Source organism: Gammaproteobacteria bacterium, assembly GCA_014075255.1.
GTDB lineage: Bacteria > Pseudomonadota > Gammaproteobacteria > UBA4575 > UBA4575 > JABDMD01.
Genome location: CP046178.1, coordinates 1,304,244 through 1,322,417, shown reverse-complemented (window position 1 = coordinate 1,322,417; position 18,174 = coordinate 1,304,244). Strand labels below are relative to the sequence as shown.

The following is an 18,174-nucleotide window of genomic DNA, read 5'->3' as shown; positions in this document are numbered from 1 at the left end:
GAATATAAACATTGAGTCTTGTTGATCTACTTGGAGAAGAGTTTTTAAGTTCGGATCAGTGCCTTCGCGCTTTAACGCATCGAAGTGTAAACAGTAATAATAATGAACGTCTAGAGTACCTGGGTGATTCTTTGTTAGGATTCTTTGTTGCAAACTGGTTGTTTACCCATTTCCCGTCCTATCCTGAAGGTGACCTTACTCGTATGCGAGCTCATCTAGTTAAAAAAGATACCTTGGCTGAAATTGCGCGTGAACATAATTTGGCAAGTCATTTGGTTTTAGGTGCAGGAGAGCTAAAGTCTGGTGGGCTTCGAAGATCTTCAATTTTAGCGGATGCACTTGAAGCGTTGATAGGAGCGGTCTTCATTTCTAAAGGTTACGAGAGTGCCTGTGTATTTATTGAAAAGTTATATACAAGCCGATTCTCTAATATTCCAACAGTTGATGAGCTCAAGGATGCAAAAACCAGGTTGCAAGAATTATTACAATCTAATGGTGAAAACCTGCCGTTGTACAACATTGTTGAGAAGCAGGGTAAATCTGGAAATGAGACGTTCTCAGTTCAATGTGTAGTTGAGAATTGTAATGAATCCTTTATTGGGATCGGAACAAGTCGTCGAAAAGCAGAACAAGTTGCTGCAGAGATTGCTTTTGAATTTGTTTCAAAGAAAAATAATTAATAAGAAATGGCAACTAAAACACGTTGTGGTTTTGTAGCTATTGTTGGCCGTGCAAACGTAGGTAAGTCCACTCTATTTAATGCTCTCTTGGGCGAGCAACTATCTATTGCCACACATAAGCCACAAACTACGCGCCACAATATTCGTGGAATCTTAAGTTTAGAAACGCGTCAGCTGGTTTTGGTAGATACACCTGGAATTCAGTTAGGTAATAAAAGATTAATTAACAAAGTTCTTATCAGTAATGCATTGTCTAGCTTGCAAGAGGTGGATGTGATTTTAATGGTTGCAGAAATGGGCCGTTGGAGCGATGAAGACGACTATTTGTTAAACCAAGTTAAAGAAGCGAATCGACCTACTGTTCTCGTGATAAATAAAATTGACAGAATGAAAGATAAATCAGCGTTATTGCCAATTTTGGAAGATGCAAAAGGTCGCTATGAATTTGAGGATATTATCCCTATATCCGCCTTGCATGATAAAAGTATGAATACGTTAACGAATGTTTTGTGTAGCCAGGTGCCAGAATCTGTTTTCCTTTTCCCCAAAGATGTCACTTGGGATCGAGATGATGCATTTGTGATATCTGAAATTGTGCGTGGTACTGCCATTACTCAGCTTCATAAAGAACTTCCTTATGCTATCTACACAGAAGTTGAAAATCTAACTTTTGATGAAAATTTAATATCTATTGGTGTGGTTATTTGGGTAGAGAAAGATAGTCAAAAAGGTATCGTGATTGGTAAAAAAGGTTCAAAATTAAAAACTATTGGCGAGCAGGCTCGTAACAGGCTTGAAAGAGTATTTAATAAAAAAGTAATGCTAAAAACTTGGGTAAAAGTCAAACAGAATTGGCAAGATCAGCAAGATATCGTGTCGCAATTTAAGGAATAATTGAACTCGATTATGAAGATGCAACTATGAGAGTGCAATTACAGCAAGCTTACTGTATGCATGCCAGACGTTATCGAGAATCTAGCCGTATTGTAGAGATGCTTACTCCTGAGTATGGTTTGGTTTCTTGTCTTGGGCATAGTTCAAAGAAAAAAAATTCAAGTGTAGACTTATTGTTTACGCCTCTTCTTATTTCTTGGAGTGGTAGGGGTGAGTTGTTCACGCTTACTCATGTGGAGAGTGTTACGGCAAAACAAGTAACAACACCTGAAGTGTCTATTATGGGAATGTATTTGAATGAGCTGATTTTAAAGCTAGTGCCTAAGTCCAGTCCAAGCAAAGAAATTTTTGATCTATATAAAAATGTTATTCATCTGTTGGAGAAAGGTGATAGCCAGGAAAAGGTTTTGCGGTTATTTGAAATAGAATTGCTTGAGCTGGTAGGTCACGGCCTTTCCTTAGATAAAGAAGTAGATCATGAAACTCCGATCCATGAAGATGGGTTTTATCGATATGACGTAGGACTAGGCCCCGCTAGAATTCCCTGTAAAAATGATGCAAGGGAAAATACCGCATGGAATGTAATTAAGGGTGCGACGTTAATAGGTTTGCAATCACCTTTGAGTATGGATACATCATGTCTAGCAGAGGCCAAGCGACTCATGCGAGGTGTTATAAATTGGCATTTGGACAGTCGACCATTGCACAGTCGAGAAATTTTGCAATTTATGCAAGCATAATCACTTAAGTAATTTCTAAAATAATTAAATGTCGGTTAATTCGAAAGTGCGTTTAGGCGTAAATCTTGATCATGTGATGACGATCCGTCAAGCACGATTCACGCCCTATCCAGACTTAAAGCAGGCGATAAAGTTGTCAGAGCAAGCGGGCGCTGATGGAATCACCATGCATTTGCGTGAAGATAGACGTCATATTCAAGATGATGATGTTTACTTGGCAAAAGAAGTTATTCAAAGCAGTATGAATTTAGAAATGGCGGCTACGAATGAGATGCGAGATATTGCATTGAAGGTCAAGCCCGGAAATTGTTGTATTGTTCCAGAACACCGCCAAGAGCTGACGACTGAAGGTGGTTTAGATGTTATTAAACATAGTGCTCGAATAAAAGATGTTACTGCTTCTTTAACAGAAGCAAATATAGCTGTTTCATTGTTTATTGAACCGGATTTTAATGTAATAGATGCATCGGCTGAAGCAGGTGCTCCCGTCATTGAATTGCATACTGGAACATACGCAAGTAGTGAGGGTGATAAGCAATCTCAAGAGTTAGAAAGAATCAAAAAAGCGGTAGCGCATGCTGCATCACTTGGTTTAGTGGTGAATGCAGGGCATGGGTTGCATTATGAAAATGTTGCAGCCATTGCAAATATTGAACGTATGTATGAACTAAATATTGGCCATTCAATTGTGGCCTATGCATTATTTGTGGGCTTAGAAACTGCAGTGCGGGAAATGCGAGAAAAGATGGATGCAAAGCCTTAAATTGGCATGTAATCAATATGAAGATTTTAGGAACAGGAATAGATATAGTAGAAATTTCACGTATTGCTAAATCGTATGAGCGATTTTCTGAAAACTTTGCTTCGAAAATACTCCATGATGATGAATTAATCGAATTAAAGAATTCAATAGATAAGGTCTCATTCTTAGCAAAACGATTTGCAGTAAAAGAAGCGTTTTCAAAAGCGCTAGGTACAGGAATAAGAGATAATGTGCACTGGTGTAAAATGTATGTGCGGCATGATGAAAAGGGTAAGCCTATATTAAAGTTTACAGATGAATTTGCGCAAGAGATCCTAGCTGAAAAGCTCGATGTTCATATCAGTATTTCGGATGAAAAAAAATATGTAGTTGCGCAAGCGCTAATAATTGAAAAAGCTACATAGAAATATATGTATAGAAGTAAATAATAATTAAATGAAAATTCCTACTATAGAACAGTTTGTTGGTAATACACCGCTAGTGCGGCTTCAACGTTTGCCTGGTAATACCTCTAATTTAGTATTGGCGAAATTAGAAGGCAATAATCCAGCGGGTTCCGTTAAAGACCGGCCTGCATTAAGTATGATTGTTGAAGCTGAAGAGCGTGGTGACATTAAGCCAGGCGATGTGTTAATTGAGGCCACTAGCGGTAATACGGGTATTGCCCTGGCAATGGTAGCGGCAATGAAAGGCTACATACTAAAGTTAATCATGCCTGAAAATATGAGCATGGAACGTCGTCAGTCGATGCAAGCGTTTGGTGCAGAGCTTATTCTTGTAACGGTAGAAGAAGGGATGGAGCATGCGCGTGATTTAGCGTTACAAATGCAAAGTGAAGGTAAAGGTAAAGTGTTAGATCAGTTTGCAAACCCTGATAATCCTTTAGCGCATTACAAAACAACCGGACCTGAAATTTGGCGAGATACCGATAAAAAAGTTACTCACTTTGTAAGTTCCATGGGTACTACTGGTACGATAATGGGAACCTCAAAATTTCTTAAAGAAGTGAACCCAGATGTCCAGATTGTAGGGGTTGAGCCGTCAGAAGGTTCAAAGATTCCAGGTATTCGAAAATGGCCAGAAGAATATGTTCCGAGCATTTTTGATGATAAAGATATTGATAATGTAATTCAGGTTACTCAAGAAGAAGCAGAAGTGATGATGCGTAGAATGGGTAAGGAAGAAGGAATATTTTGTGGCGTATCTTCGGGTGGCGCAATGGCCGCTGCATTAAAACTTTCCAAACAAGTAGAAAATGCAGTAATAGTAAGCATTGTATGTGATCGAGGTGATCGGTATTTATCAACGGGTGTTTTTGCCCAGTAATTTTTACCAGCATTAAAATATGAATACTTTAGTTTTTGATATAGAAATTGAACAGGCTTGCAAATAAATAATGAATACCCTTGTGTTTGATATTGAGACAGTACCTGATGTGGAATCAGGTAAGAAAATTTATGATCTAGATGGTTTGCCTGATAAAGACGTGATTAAAGCTATCGAGCACATGCGTAATCAGCAAACTGGTAGTGATTTTATGCCTCACTACATGCAGCGTATTGTTGCTATTTCTGCGGTACTAGCCACACATGATTCAGTAAAAGTTTGGTCGTTAGGCGATACAGATTCACCCGAAAAAGAATTAATCAAACGGTTTTATGATGGTTTGGAAAAATATAATCCAACTATCGTTTCCTGGAATGGAGGTGGCTTTGATTTGCCGACCATGCACTACCGTTCTTTATTGCATGGTGTAAATGCTCAGCACTATTGGCAAATGGGGGATGATGATACGAGTTTCCGTTATAACAACTATATAAGCCGTTTTCACTGGCGACATATCGATCTAATGGATGTGCTTGCGGGTTTTCAAATGCGTGCCAACGCAAAGTTAGATCACATTGCAACCATGCTAGGTTTCCCAGGTAAATTGGGTATGGACGGTAGTAAAGTGTGTGGCGCATTTTTAGATGGAAAAATTGAAGAGATCCGTAACTACTGTGAAACGGACGTGCTCAATACCTATTTAGTATTTCTGCGATTTGAATTAATGCGCGGAAAGATATATGAAAAAGAATATGAGCGCAGATGTGAGCAGCTCAGAGATTACTTGTCTGATTCAGGTGAAGAGCATTTAGAAGAGTTTTTGAAAGCTTGGGTTTAATTACTATGGGTAATGAATATAATTACGATATATTTTTAAATAAAGAAATTATCGCTACGGTTGGTCCCAGCACACTTAAACAATTGCATATTTCTTTTGGTGTTTCTGAAGGAAGACCTTTGGTAAAAGCAAGTGGGATATCTAATGAAGAGCCAGGATTGTTATATATCAATTGGCTTGAGGAGATTGTTGATTTTGGTGATTCATTAAGAGTTTCACCATCACAAGAAAATAAAGTAACAAGTCCTCGTCATACTAAGAAGCTAAAACGAGGAATGGGAAGCACAGAAGAAGACAGCTTCTGTGAGTTTTGTAAGGGCTCCGAAAAAGAGACTGGCCAATTGATTAGACTTGGGGGGTAGTCCACAAATTTGCAATGAGTGTGTAAAGCTTTGTGTAGAGCGATTTAAATCTTTTGAATGATTTTCGTTTGTCGGCAGAAATTACGTGAGTAACTTCTCCAAAACCTTCTGATAAATATCGGTCAACTGGTCCAGCGCCTCTACGTCCACGCACTCATTCATTTTGTGAATGCTTTCATTCACTGGGCCGAGTTCCACCACTTGTGCGCCGGTAGGCGCAATGAAGCGTCCATCTGACGTACCACCGCCGGTGGAAAATTCTGGTTTGATGTTTACGGTTTCTTGTATGGCTTGTTCGCAAGCATTGGTTAGCAAACCCGGCTCGCAGTAGAACGGATTGCCCGATAAATGCCAGCTTATTTCGTAATTTAGGTTATTTTTATCCAGAACGGAAACTATTATAGTTTTAATTTTATCAGCTGTAATTTCTGTAGAGAAACGTAAGTTCAGTTCAATTTCCATGCTGCCAGGAATAACGTTGTTTGCGCCTGTTCCCGCATTGATGTTTGAAACTTGGAATGTAGTCGGGGGAAAGAATTCATTACCGGCATCCCACTGCAACGTAGTGAGTTCTGCTAGTACGGGTGCAAATTCGTGAACAGGGTTCTTGGCCAAATGCGGATAAGCCACATGCCCTTGAACACCTTTGATATTTAAGTTTGCAGAAAGAGAGCCGCGGCGACCAATTTTGAGAGTGTCACCTAATGTTTCGCTGCAACTTGGTTCGCCGACAATGCACATGTCTATTGTTTCATTGCGTTCTTGCAATGCTTCAATTACTTTCACGGTACCATTGGTTGCGGGGCCTTCTTCATCGCTTGTTATAAGGAAAGCAATGGATCCTCCGTGATGAGGATGAGCTGCGGCAAAACGTTCACATGCCACAGCCATAGCAGCTATGCTGGATTTCATATCTGCTGCACCGCGCCCAAATAATTGTCCATCACGAATAGTGGGTGTGAAGGGTGGTGAATCCCATTCTTGTTCTGGCCCGGTTGGTACTACATCAGTGTGTCCAGCAAAAACTACTAAAGGTGATGCTTCTCCACGTCGTAACCACAAGTTGGTTACATCTTCGAACTGCATGACTTCTGCTTTAAATTCTGCAGCTTTTAAGTAATCACTTAAAATCGTTTGGCAGCCAGCATCTTCAGGTGTAACTGAAGCCTGAGAGATTAACTGCTTAGCTAATTCTAGAGTGGCGGACATGGTTGGTTATTTGTAATTTTGGCAGAATATTTTGTCATCAAAACCTACTGTAATGGTTTTGCCATTTTGAATCACAGGGCGTTTGATTAATGTGGGATTCTGTTGCATTAGCGTTATCGCTTTAGCCTGAGTGAAATTAGACTTGTCTTTCTCGGAAAGTTCCTTGCCGCTTATTTCTTTCCAAGTCCTGCTGCGTTTATTCAGTAGTATTTCCCACTTAATTTCTTTGCACCATTCGCCTAACTGTTTTTTGGTGATGTTTTGTTTTTTGTAATCGTGAAATTCAAATTCAATCCCACGATCTTTAAGCCATTTTTGCGACTTTTTTACTTGGTCACAATTAGGGATACCAAAAACTTTAAGCATGCTAATGAATCGAGGTTTAGTCGATAGTTCTTAACAATTCGTTAATACCTACTTTACTACGTGTTTTTTCATCTACCTGCTTAACGATAACTGCACAATAAAGACTATATGTGCCATCTTTAGAGGGTAGGTTGCCAGATACGACTACCGATCCTGCTGGGATTCGACCGTACGTTACTTCGCCGGTTTCACGATTGAAGATCTTTGTGCTTTGGCCGATGTATACGCCCATTGAAATTACCGCACCTTCTTCAACAATTACACCTTCAACAATTTCAGACCGTGCACCGATAAAACAGTTGTCTTCGATAATAGTAGGGCTTGCCTGCAATGGTTCAAGAACACCGCCAATGCCTACGCCGCCAGAAAGGTGAACGTTTTTACCAATTTGCGCACACGATCCTACGGTAACCCAAGTGTCGACCATAGTACCGGTATCTACATAGGCGCCAATGTTTACATAACTGGGCATTAAAATAGCATCAGGTGCAATGTATGCACCTCGTCTTACCATCGCGCCAGGTACAATTCTAGCACCTTGTTTTTTAATTTGGTCATCGCTCATTTGCGAAAACTTAGTTGGAACCTTGTCGTAATATTTGGTTACGCCTGCGTCAATAATTTCGTTTTCATTCATGCGAAACGAAAGTAGTACAGCTTTTTTAATCCACTCGTTAGTGATCCAGTCATTGCCCTGTTTTTCTGCAACGCGAATTTCACCTGTATCCACTTTCTTTAAGGTGGACTCAACGGCATTGCGAACTTCTGGGTCTGTGTTTGCTGGGTTGATGTCTACACGTTTTTCAAATGCTGCTTCGATAATATCTTGTACTTGTGAATTATTGTCTTGCCCTGGCATGGTCTCTCCTGAATAGCTGGGTATTTATTGTTCTTCGAGTAACTCTTTTATACGCTGTGCTGCCTCAATGCATTCTGCTAGTTCGGCAACCAGCGCTAAGCGTACACGGTTTTCACCCGGGTTATAACCATTAACCGATTTGGCCAAATAACTACCGGGAAGGGTTAGTACGTTCTTCTTACGAAAAAGTGTCTTACAGAATTCAACCTCATCCATAGGTAATTTGGGCCAGAGATAAAATCCTGCATCGGGTCTTTGGCAAGGTAAGACAGGTTGAAGAATGCCCAGAACAGCATCAAACTTTTCCGCATATTTTTGGCGGTTCGATGCTACGTGCAACTCATCTGACCAGGCGGCAACACTAGCAGCTTGTGTGGGTAATGACATGGCGCAGCCATGATAGGTGCGATAGCTGAAGAAATTTTCAATTAATTCACTGGAGCCTGCTACAAATCCAGAGCGTAGACCTGGTGCATTGGATCGTTTGGATAAACTATAAAATGCCATGCAGTTTTGAAATGTTTCATTACCTAGTTTTTGTGCATTGTGAAGCAAGCCATTAGGTGGTGTTGCATTTGGCGAGTAAATTTCTGAATAACATTCATCTGAAGCAATTACGAAGTTATATTTGTTGGAGTGTTCGATTAATTTTTGCAGAGTGTTGGCGGGAGCTACTTCGCCAGTAGGGTTGCCAGGTGTGCAAATATAAAGTAGCTGACAACGATTCCAGATTTCATCGCTGATCTCCCATAATGCAGGTATATCACCATCGATTACCGTGCAGTCATAATAAATTGGTTCAGCTCCCGCAAGTAATGCCGCGCCTTCGTAAATTTGATAGAACGGGTTGGGTATTAACACTGCTGGTTTGCTGGTTGGGTCGATTACGCATTGTGCGAATGCAAATAATGCTTCACGAGTTCCATTTACGGGTAATACATTATTTTTGTTATCTAGGTATTTTTCGCTTAGTTGGAACCGGTTTCTTATCCAGTTTGCGCATGCTTTACGTAATTCATCGGTGCCTCGGGTGGTGGGATATTTAGCAAGATCGCTAACATTGCGATTTAATTCATCTTTGATTATTGATGGAGTTAGGTGCTTAGGTTCACCTATCGCAAGTGACACAGCTTGTAGTTGTGTATTGGTTTCTATTTGAGAAATTAACTTGTTAAGTTTCTCAAATGGATAAGGCTGTAGTTTTGTAAGATTAGTATTCATATAGAAAGCCAGTAGCTTACACTTTTAGTGCCACTTGTTTCGGTTGTTGTAAATATTCTAAGATTACCTTTCTTAGTTTTTCTTGATGTTCTTTGTCTAATGCCTGGTAATCTAGGTTACTAATGTGAAATAGATTGTGCACACGTTCCCCTAATGTTGAGATACGTGCATTATGTATGGCTATACTGCAGTCCACAAATGCATTTCCTAAGCTGGCGAGTAAGCCGGGAAAGTCAGGTGCTTTTATTTCCATGGTCGTGTAATTATTGACAGTGCTAATATCAAAATAAATTTCAACAGGTACACGTAGCTCTCGAATCTGTCTTGGCAGGCCTTGGTTAATGCAGGGGGTGATTTCTTCAGGGTGTTCTAAAGCTTGAGTTAGCTCTTTTTTAACTAAATCGCATTGTTTCTCGTCGTCGATTGCTTTTTCGTTTGCGTCTAATACTAAGAATGTATCTAGTGCATGTCCTTTGTTTGATGTTATGACTCTTGCGTGGACGATTGACAGTCTTAATTTAGCAAGTGTTGAGGTGATATGTGCAAATAAATAGTTTCGATCATTACAGTAAATGAATATTTCAGTTGCACCTCTAGCGCTGTATTGATGGATATTTACCACTACATTGCTTTTGTCTCTGTGATTTAATATGGCTTGTGTATGTCGCATTACCTCATCATCTGAATGGCGAATAAAATAATCATCACCAAGCTCTTGCCAGAATGCTAAACAGCTGTCTTGGTTTAAGTTGGTATTTTGTAATAATTGCAAAGCAGAAGATTTAACTTGATCAACCAGTTCATCTCGATTGGTTGGGGATTCTACATCTTGGCGCAAATACTGTGATGCACGTTGGTACAATTCTGAAAGCAATGCGCTTCGCCAACTATTCCAGAGTTTTGGATTTGTGCCGCGCATATCTGCAATGGTTAATAGGTATAAATAATTAAGCCTTGTTAGATTTCCAACATTGTTTGCAAATTCTTTAATTATGTAAGGGTCGTCTATATCTTGTTGTTGCGCTGTAATCGACATTACGAGATGATTTTTTACCAGCCAAGCTACTGTGTTTGCATCAAATGACGTCAAGCCATGTTGTAAGCAAAAAGATTTAGCTTCTACTTCACCTAGTTCAGAATGATCCCCACCACGGCCTTTTGCAATGTCATGAAATAATGCGGCTAAATAGAGTGTTAATGCTTTTGGAGTTTGGATGAAAATATCATGATAGGCGGCATATTCGCCTTCAGAAGTATTTTTACTGAATTGGCATGCATTTTCAAAAACTCGAAGGGTGTGTTCTTCAACGGTATATATATGAAAAAGGTCAAACTGCATTCTACCGGTTACCGCATCAAAGCTTGGCCAATATTTCCCGAGCACTCCAAGTTGTGCCATGCGCTTTAATTCACGGTAATTGGTTCCAATGCGGCTGATTATAGATATGAATGTGCCGCTATTTGTTTTGTTGTTTCTGTAGCTGTCATCTATAACATTTAAGTTCTCGATGATTAGTTTTTGCAATTGATCGCTAAGGCCAGTTAGATTTTTGTGTTCTTGTAATAACTGAAAACATTCTAGTAACGCTTCTGGAGATTTTTTAAATATTTCTGGTGTAGTTGCTTCAAGTAGCTGCGCGCGCACTTGAAAATTTTCATTTATAGGTTTAGCTCTACGTTTAAATAAGCTTGGGAATATGGTTGAATGCAAACGTTCTATAATTATATCTGACAATGTAGAGAGCTGGTTGCTAGTGCGATAGAAAACCTGCATAAATTCTTCAACCCGCTGATTGCGGTTTTCATTCTTATAACTAAGTAGAGATGCAACCTCGTATTGATAATCAAATAACAAGCGGTCATCACCGCGCTGAACAAATAAATGTAGAGCGAACCTTATTTTTGCTAAAACTAAGTAGGCTTCTTGTAATAACGATAATTCGCTATTAGATAAAAATTCTAGTTCTGCTAATTCTTCAAAGCTCTCTGTTTTAAAGTGGCGGTTGGTTAGCCAGCGTAAGGTATGGATATCGCGCAATCCGCCTGGGTTTTCTTTTATATTGGGCTCCAGGTGGTTGGCGGTGTCTCCAAATTTTTTGTGTCGGTCTTCTAGTTCTTGTCTTTTTTCTTTGAAATATTTTTTACTGGGCCAGATTTTATTATTTTCAACAACATCTCTAACCTGGTTGTATAAGTCTTCACTTCCCGCTAAGTAATAGTGTTCCATTAAACTAGTTAAAACTGTGACATCTTTTTTAGATTCTTCTATGCAGCTATTTATGGTTCTAACGGATTGTGCGATGTGTAAGCTTATGTCCCAGAGAAAAGTTAAGAAAGATTCAATTTTGGGTTTTACAATTTCATTGTTTTCGTCCTTGAGGACAATCATAATATCTATATCTGATTCGGGAAACATTTCTCGACGACCATAGCCGCCTATGGCTAATAATGCTGCGGAGTCGTTTGGGATTTCGTATGAGTTCCAAATATTTTTCAATAAAGCATCAATAACGCAAGTGTTTAGAGATATGAGTTCATAAATATTGGCTTGAGCTCTGAAGCGTTGATCAAGCAGCTTTAGAAGTTCGATTCTGAAGTTTTTATATTTTTCTACGCTTAGTGGAAGGGCGTGGTCTTGTTGCAGAAATTGCAAAATAGGCGCATCCGCTTCAAGCACCTCATAGATATCAATATTGAGCATGACTTAGTGATTGGGCAAAGATCCAAACGACTGCTTGGGTCTGTATTTAAAAACTTTCGTCACTACGTTTGGTTAATACTTCGTAACCTTGATCGGTAACTAAAATTGTATGTTCCCACTGAGCGGACAAACTATGGTCTTTTGTGACTACGGTCCATCCATCGGGGAGTAAACGTACATTTCTTTTTCCCGCATTGATCATTGGTTCGATCGTAAACGTCATCCCGGCTTCTAACTCCATGCCCGTGTCAGGTTTGCCGTAATGCAATACTTGAGGATCTTCATGGAATGTGCGACCAATGCCATGTCCGCAGTATTCACGAACCACAGTGCAGCGATTTTTTTCAGCGAAAGTTTGAATTATATGACCAATGTCTCCAAGTTTTGCGCCAGGTTTTACTTCTTGTATGCCAAGAGATAGTGCCTCATAGGTTAAATCCACAAGTCGTTGGGCAAGCACAGGTGGTTTACCTAGCATGAACATTTTGCTGGTATCGCCGTGAAATTCATCTTTGATTACGGTTATATCAATATTCAGGATATCGCCGTTCTTGAGAACTCGATCCCCAGGAATACCATGACAAACTTGATGATTTACTGATGTGCATATAGATTTGGGAAAGCCGCGATAATTGAGTGGTGCAGGGATCGCCTGTTGCTCGTTTACGATGTATTCATGGCAGATTTGATCTAATTCCAAGGTGCTGATACCAGGCACCACGTGGGATCCAATCATTTCCAGAACTTCTGAGGCAAGTCTCCCAGCGATGCGCATTTTTTCGATTTCATCGGGGGTTTTTATGGTTACGCTCATAATTTTGGCTAATTTAGTTAATGCTGATTGTGGTGGAATGATAGCGTGGATCTAAGTAATTGTTCTGAATATGTAATCATGTTATAAATCGCCCGCGCTTAAGGCAAATGCAACTGGGCGCACATACTTTAAATCTACACGTATTATCGACACATATGGTCGGGTGCTCCTTTAGAGTTTCCATATGGGATATGCGGACGTATAAAACCCTATAGGAGTATTTATATAATGACTAGCGTTACTATGCGCCAAATGTTAGAGGCTGGCGTGCACTTCGGTCACCAGACCCGTTACTGGAACCCAAAAATGAGTCCTTACATTTTTGGAGAGCGTAACAAGATTCATATTATTAATCTTGAGAAAACATTACCAATGTTTCTCGATGCTGCCACTTTCCTTGGCAACATGGCGGCTAATCGCGGCACCATTTTATTTGTAGGTACCAAACGCTCAGCACGAGATTCGGTGCGTGAAGAAGCGATTCGTTGTGGTATGCCATACGTTAACCATCGCTGGTTAGGTGGCATGTTGACTAACTTTAATACCGTGAAAAAATCTATTCAGCGTTTGCATGATTTAGAGCAAATGTTAAGCGGCGATGGAATAGCGCGTCTAAATAAGAAGCAAATACTTATGCTTAAGCGTGAGCTTGATAAATTAGAGCGTAGTCTGGGTGGTATTAAAAACATGCCATCACTGCCTGATGTTTTATTTGTTATTGACGTAGGTTATGAAGCGATTGCCATTAAAGAAGCCAATAAGTTAGGTATTCCGGTAGTTGCAGTAGTAGATACCAATTGCAAAATCGATGGTGTGGATTATGTGATTCCTGGTAATGACGATGCCATTCGTGCAATACAGTTATATTCCTCGCATATTGCAGATGCAATTTCTGAAGGCAAAGAAAGTGTTCGTGTTATGGCAGGCGGTAACGAAGATGATTTTGTCGAAGTCGATGAATCTGGAAAAGTAACCGAAAAAGAGACAAGTTCTAAAGCTAAGACTAAGCCTAAGCAAAAAGTTACAGTTAAGAAAAAAACAGTGGTTAAGCCTGTTGCTGAAATAGCCACTAGTGATGCTGTAGTAAATGAAGGCACTAAAATTACTGACATCGAAGGTATTGGTCCTAAATATGGTGAGGCTTTAGAAAAAGTTGGAATATCAACTGTTGAGAAGTTGCTTGATCAGTGTGCATCTCAAGATGCGCGTGAAAAATGCGCTGAAACAGCAGGGTTGAATGTGAAGTCACTTGATCGGTGGGTGAAGATGAGTGATTTCTTTCGCTTAACCGGCGTAGCTGGAAATGAAGCAGAACTGCTTGAAGTCAGCGGATATAGCAATATGGCCGAGCTTGCAGCTGCAGCAGCAGCAGATGTTTTGTCAAAATTACAAGCTACCAATACAGAGAAATCTCTTGCTCCAAGTGTGCCTGAAGAGGCAGTAATTGATTCATGGATTAGCCAGGCAAAATCATTACCAGCCAAACTGTCTTGATAAAACGTATTAAATATATAACTAATTAATAATCTGGAAGAAGTAATGCAAGTAACAGCAATAATGGTGAAAGAGCTGCGTGAACGTACTGGCGCAGGAATGATGGAGTGTAAAAAAGCACTTACGGATGCAAGTGGCGATATGGATGCCGCTATCGAGCAAATGCGCAAATCAGGTCAAGCTAAAGCGGATAAAAAAGCGAGTCGAATTGCAGCAGAAGGAACAACTGCAATTGCTAGCAATGGAAAACAAGCCGTTATTCTAGAGGTGAACTGTGAGACAGATTTTGTTGCTAAAGATGATGGATTTCAAAACTTTACTAATCAGTTGGCTGAGTTGGTATTGAGCAGTGAATTAAGAACAGTTGAAGATTTGAATGCGGCTTCAATGCCGAATGGGCAAACCGTTGAACAAACTCGTCTTGAGCTAGTAACTAAGATTGGTGAAAATATTCAAGTAAGACGCTTTGAAAAATTATTTTCTGATGCGAGTGTTGCAAGCTATGCGCACGGAAAGCGAATTGCAGTATTGGTTGACCACAATGGTAGTGATGAGGTTGGCAAAGATGTGGCGATGCATATTGCGGCAACTAAACCACTTTGTATCAGTGAAAACGAAGTGCCTGCAGATGTATTAGACAAAGAAAGAGATATCGCTAAAGCTCAAGCAGAAGCCAGCGGCAAACCTGCAGAAATTGTTGAAAAAATGGTTCTGGGGAAAGTGAATAAATTCTTAAAAGAAAGTACGTTACTTGGTCAGCCATTTATAAAAGATGACGGTCTTACGGTTGAAGAATACTTAAAAGGTGCGGGTGCATCGGTAGCTAAATTTATTCGTTATGAGGTCGGCGAAGGGCTTGAGAAAAGGTCAGAAAATTTCGCCGATGAGGTGCAGAAACAAATCGATGATTTAAAAGATAAAGGTGATGATGCTTAATCACTAAAAAAGGGGCGTTGCCCCTTTTTTTATGTCCTATATAAACAGACAAGGATCATATGTCAGAAAAGAAAGCAATTTATAAGCGTGTTTTACTCAAGCTGAGCGGCGAAGCGCTGATGGGTAAATATGATTATGGTATAGATCCAGAAATTATCACTCGCATAGGTGCAGAAATTGCTCATGTAAGTAAGTTAGGTGTAGAAGTAGCCATTGTGATCGGCGGTGGCAATATCTTTCGAGGGGCAGGGCTTGCGCAAGGAGGTATGGACCGAGTCACAGCAGACCATATGGGAATGTTAGCCACAGTCATGAATAGTTTGGCGTTGCAAGATGCACTAGAAAATTTGGGCGTTTACTGTCGCGTAATGTCTGCAGTAAAAATTAATCAGGTCTGTGAAGATTATATTCGCCGACGTGCAGTAAGGCATCTTGAGAAAGGTCGTGTAGTGGTGTTTGCGGCAGGCACTGGAAATCCTTTTTTTACAACAGACTCTGCTGCTAGTTTAAGAGCTTCGGAAATTAATGCTGACATTATGTTGAAAGCTACTAAAGTAGATGGTGTGTACGACGATGATCCACATAAGAACCCTAATGCCAAACGTTACGATAAAATCAAGTACGACGATGCAATTCAGCAGAAGTTAGGAGTAATGGATGCCACGGCGCTTGTGCTTTGTCGCGATAATCAAATTCCTTTGCGAGTGTTTAATTTATTCTCTGAAGGGGGCTTAACTAAAATAATTCAAGGTGAAAGTATTGGTACGGAAGTGACAGGAGTATAAGTGTGATTGAAGATATTAAAACAGATGCTAAGCAACGTATGCGTAAGAGTATTGATTCATTATTAAATGAATTATCAAAAGTGCGTACGGGGCGTGCGAATGCAAAATTGCTCGATCACGTAATGGTGGACTACTACGGTAATCGTGTGCCCATCAATCAAGCCGCAACGGTAGCGGTAGAAGATGCACGTACTTTAGCGGTAACGCCATGGGAAAGTAATCTTGTTGGTGATATTGAAAAAGCAATCATGAGCTCCGATCTCGGATTGAATCCAACTGTTGCAGGAACAATTATACGTATTGCAATGCCACCTTTAACAGAAGAGCGCCGCAAAGACCTGGTTAAAGTTGTGAAAAACGAGGCAGAAAAAGGCCGTGTCGCCATTCGCAATATACGTCGTGATGCAAATGCTGATTTCAAAGACCTGTTGAAAGAAAAAGAAATTTCTCAAGATGAAGATCATCAAGCGCAAGATGAGATTCAGAAAATGACAGATGAGTTTATAGCAGAAATTGAATCGATCTTAGGGCAGAAAGAAAAAGATCTTATGGAAGTCTAATATTTATAACGTGACTTTTTGAAAATTAATTTCTCTTAATTGATACAGTTTTGTAAATGTCGGATGAAACTACTCCAAACCATGTTGCTATTATTATGGATGGCAATGGTAGATGGGCAAAGCAACGCAAGTTACCACGTACTGCTGGGCATAGAGAAGGTGTAAAAGCTACGCAAGAAGTCATAAAGGCCAGCGGAGAGGCAGGGGTAAAATATTTAACTTTATTTGCATTCAGTAGCGAGAATTGGAATAGACCTAAAACTGAAGTGTCGGCGCTGATGGATCTATTTATGCGTTCATTGAAAAATGAAGTACAAAATTTGGCTGAGAATGGTGTTCGCCTTAAATTCCTTGGTGAAACTGATGCATTTTCAAAAAAGTTATTTCAGCAAATTCAAAAATCTGAACAACTTACAGCTAATAATGAAAAATTATTTCTAAATATTGCAGTTAATTATGGTGGTAAGTGGGACATTCTTCAGGCGGTAAAAAAACTGATTGAAGAGGCTCAAGATGACAAGCTGTCGTTATCTGATATAAATGATAAAGCATTGGAGGTTAAGCTTGCCACGCAAGGCATGCCTGCACCTGACTTATTCATTCGGACTGGTGGGGAGCAACGTATTAGCAATTTCTTGTTATGGCAGCTAGCGTATACAGAACTATATTTCAGCGATGTCTTGTGGCCAGACTTTTCTACTGACGAGTTAAATAAAGCTTTTGAGTCGTATCGTTTAAGGCAAAGAAGGTATGGTCGCACGCAAGAGCAAATTACAGAGTAACTTATGTTAAAGCAAAGAGTCATAACTGCGGCAATTTTAGGCTCGCTAATTGTTTTTGCAATATTTAAATTTCCCAACACATTAGTAGCTGCTGTTTTTGCTGGTATCACATTGGTAGGTGCCTGGGAATGGTCAACACTGATTGGGGTAAAAACTTTAATCAAGAAATTATTATATGTGGTTTTAGTGGGTGGGTTGATATTGGTGATATGGTTTTTTGCAGGCGCTAATCAAGAAAATTCAATTTTACTTGCTGCGAGTTTATGGTGGCTGGGTGTGGCCTGTTTGTTAACGCTATATAAATCGAAATGGTTACAGTCGATTCGACTACAATGGTTGTTGGAATATTCAGCGATAATAGTATTAGTACCTGCATGGTTAGCACTTACAATGTTGCATGCTCAAAATCCAGCAATGTTAATGTTTTTATTGGCTTTAATTTGGGTTGCAGATATTGCTGCATATTTTACTGGCAAACAGTTTGGCAAAAATAAATTAGCGCCTGAATTGAGTCCAGGCAAGTCTCGAGAAGGAGTGCTCGGGGCATTAGTGGCGTCAGTTATTATGGCATTTATTGCGGTACGTTTATTCGCAGTCGACAAACAGGAATGGGTTTATTTTGTATTTTTGTGTGTGGCTATAGCTTTAATATCAGTGGTGGGTGATCTGTATGAAAGCTTGCTAAAGCGTAAGGCAGGTGCAAAGGATAGTGGTACTATTCTCCCTGGACATGGTGGGGTGCTTGATCGGATTGATAGCTTAACTGCGGCAGCCCCAGGTTATGTGTTTGGCTTATCTTGGTTATGTATCGGCTGTTAAAGCAATATAAATTTGTAATTCTGAA

General features: G+C 39.9%; 20 protein-coding genes. 14 read left to right on the top strand and 6 right to left on the bottom strand.

Features of this window, described 5'->3' with window-relative positions:
• Positions 1 to 11 precede the first annotated feature (11 nt).
• The 8 genes from GKR92_06770 to GKR92_06735 all read left to right on the top strand — a co-directional run bounded on the left by GKR92_06770 (position 12) and on the right by GKR92_06735 (position 5,603).
• Positions 12 to 680, top strand: a complete 669-nt coding sequence (locus GKR92_06770) for a ribonuclease III (GenBank protein QMU61413.1) — start codon at positions 12 to 14, stop codon at positions 678 to 680.
• A 6-nt stretch (positions 681 to 686) separates the two neighbouring features.
• Entirely contained in the window at positions 687 to 1,574 is an 888-nt protein-coding gene (locus GKR92_06765) for a GTPase Era (GenBank protein ID QMU61412.1), read from the top strand.
• Between the two features lie 26 nt (positions 1,575 to 1,600).
• Positions 1,601 to 2,314 (top strand): DNA repair protein RecO, encoded by a 714-nt coding sequence (recO, locus tag GKR92_06760; protein ID QMU61411.1) that lies wholly within the window; start codon positions 1,601 to 1,603, stop codon positions 2,312 to 2,314.
• 28 nt (positions 2,315 to 2,342) lie between these two features.
• The gene (gene pdxJ / locus GKR92_06755; protein QMU61410.1) at positions 2,343 to 3,077 is read left to right on the top strand and encodes a pyridoxine 5'-phosphate synthase; all 735 of its coding nucleotides are present in this window, start codon (positions 2,343 to 2,345) and stop codon (positions 3,075 to 3,077) included.
• 17 nt (positions 3,078 to 3,094) lie between these two features.
• Positions 3,095 to 3,481: a holo-ACP synthase gene (locus GKR92_06750; GenBank protein QMU61409.1), complete on the top strand. Its 387-nt coding sequence runs from the start codon at positions 3,095 to 3,097 to the stop codon at positions 3,479 to 3,481.
• A 31-nt stretch (positions 3,482 to 3,512) separates the two neighbouring features.
• Positions 3,513 to 4,403 (top strand): cysteine synthase CysM, encoded by an 891-nt coding sequence (gene cysM / locus GKR92_06745; protein ID QMU61408.1) that lies wholly within the window; start codon positions 3,513 to 3,515, stop codon positions 4,401 to 4,403.
• A gap of 70 nt (positions 4,404 to 4,473) precedes the next feature.
• Entirely contained in the window at positions 4,474 to 5,241 is a 768-nt protein-coding gene (locus tag GKR92_06740; GenBank protein QMU61407.1) for a 3'-5' exonuclease, read from the top strand.
• 5 nt (positions 5,242 to 5,246) lie between these two features.
• Positions 5,247 to 5,603, top strand: coding sequence for a hypothetical protein (locus GKR92_06735; GenBank protein ID QMU61406.1), 357 nt, complete (start codon positions 5,247 to 5,249; stop codon positions 5,601 to 5,603).
• Between the two features lie 81 nt (positions 5,604 to 5,684).
• Here GKR92_06735 and dapE read toward each other — a convergent pair whose 3' ends face one another.
• Genes dapE through map form a run of 6 tightly spaced genes read right to left on the bottom strand, consistent with a single transcriptional unit; the run spans position 5,685 to position 12,773 of the window.
• Complete coding sequence (gene dapE, locus GKR92_06730; protein ID QMU61405.1) at positions 5,685 to 6,812, bottom strand: succinyl-diaminopimelate desuccinylase; 1,128 nt, start codon at positions 6,810 to 6,812, stop codon at positions 5,685 to 5,687.
• A gap of 6 nt (positions 6,813 to 6,818) precedes the next feature.
• Positions 6,819 to 7,178, bottom strand: coding sequence for a Spx/MgsR family RNA polymerase-binding regulatory protein (locus tag GKR92_06725; protein QMU61404.1), 360 nt, complete (start codon positions 7,176 to 7,178; stop codon positions 6,819 to 6,821).
• A 16-nt stretch (positions 7,179 to 7,194) separates the two neighbouring features.
• A complete protein-coding gene (gene dapD, locus GKR92_06720) occupies positions 7,195 to 8,037 on the bottom strand; it encodes a 2,3,4,5-tetrahydropyridine-2,6-dicarboxylate N-succinyltransferase (GenBank protein QMU61403.1) in 843 nt (280 codons plus the stop codon).
• A 24-nt stretch (positions 8,038 to 8,061) separates the two neighbouring features.
• On the bottom strand, positions 8,062 to 9,258 hold the full coding sequence (locus GKR92_06715) for a succinyldiaminopimelate transaminase (protein QMU61402.1): 1,197 nt from the start codon (positions 9,256 to 9,258) through the stop codon (positions 8,062 to 8,064).
• 16 nt (positions 9,259 to 9,274) lie between these two features.
• A complete protein-coding gene (gene glnD / locus GKR92_06710; GenBank protein QMU61401.1) occupies positions 9,275 to 11,959 on the bottom strand; it encodes a [protein-PII] uridylyltransferase in 2,685 nt (894 codons plus the stop codon).
• Positions 11,960 to 12,005: 46 nt separating this feature from the next.
• A complete protein-coding gene (map, locus tag GKR92_06705) occupies positions 12,006 to 12,773 on the bottom strand; it encodes a type I methionyl aminopeptidase (GenBank protein ID QMU61400.1) in 768 nt (255 codons plus the stop codon).
• Positions 12,774 to 13,001: 228 nt separating this feature from the next.
• On the opposite strand from map, the gene rpsB reads away from it, so the two are divergent.
• The 6 genes from rpsB to GKR92_06675 are packed head-to-tail and all read left to right on the top strand — an operon-like array spanning position 13,002 to position 18,149.
• Positions 13,002 to 14,267, top strand: a complete 1,266-nt coding sequence (rpsB, locus tag GKR92_06700; protein QMU61399.1) for a 30S ribosomal protein S2 — start codon at positions 13,002 to 13,004, stop codon at positions 14,265 to 14,267.
• A gap of 45 nt (positions 14,268 to 14,312) precedes the next feature.
• A complete protein-coding gene (locus GKR92_06695) occupies positions 14,313 to 15,203 on the top strand; it encodes an elongation factor Ts (protein QMU61398.1) in 891 nt (296 codons plus the stop codon).
• Positions 15,204 to 15,262: 59 nt separating this feature from the next.
• Complete coding sequence (locus tag GKR92_06690; GenBank protein QMU61397.1) at positions 15,263 to 15,988, top strand: UMP kinase; 726 nt, start codon at positions 15,263 to 15,265, stop codon at positions 15,986 to 15,988.
• 2 nt (positions 15,989 to 15,990) lie between these two features.
• Complete coding sequence (locus GKR92_06685; protein ID QMU61396.1) at positions 15,991 to 16,548, top strand: ribosome recycling factor; 558 nt, start codon at positions 15,991 to 15,993, stop codon at positions 16,546 to 16,548.
• A 56-nt stretch (positions 16,549 to 16,604) separates the two neighbouring features.
• The gene (locus GKR92_06680) at positions 16,605 to 17,330 is read left to right on the top strand and encodes an isoprenyl transferase (GenBank protein ID QMU61395.1); all 726 of its coding nucleotides are present in this window, start codon (positions 16,605 to 16,607) and stop codon (positions 17,328 to 17,330) included.
• Between the two features lie 3 nt (positions 17,331 to 17,333).
• Positions 17,334 to 18,149 (top strand): phosphatidate cytidylyltransferase, encoded by an 816-nt coding sequence (locus GKR92_06675; GenBank protein QMU61394.1) that lies wholly within the window; start codon positions 17,334 to 17,336, stop codon positions 18,147 to 18,149.
• The last annotated feature ends 25 nt before the right edge of the window (positions 18,150 to 18,174 follow it).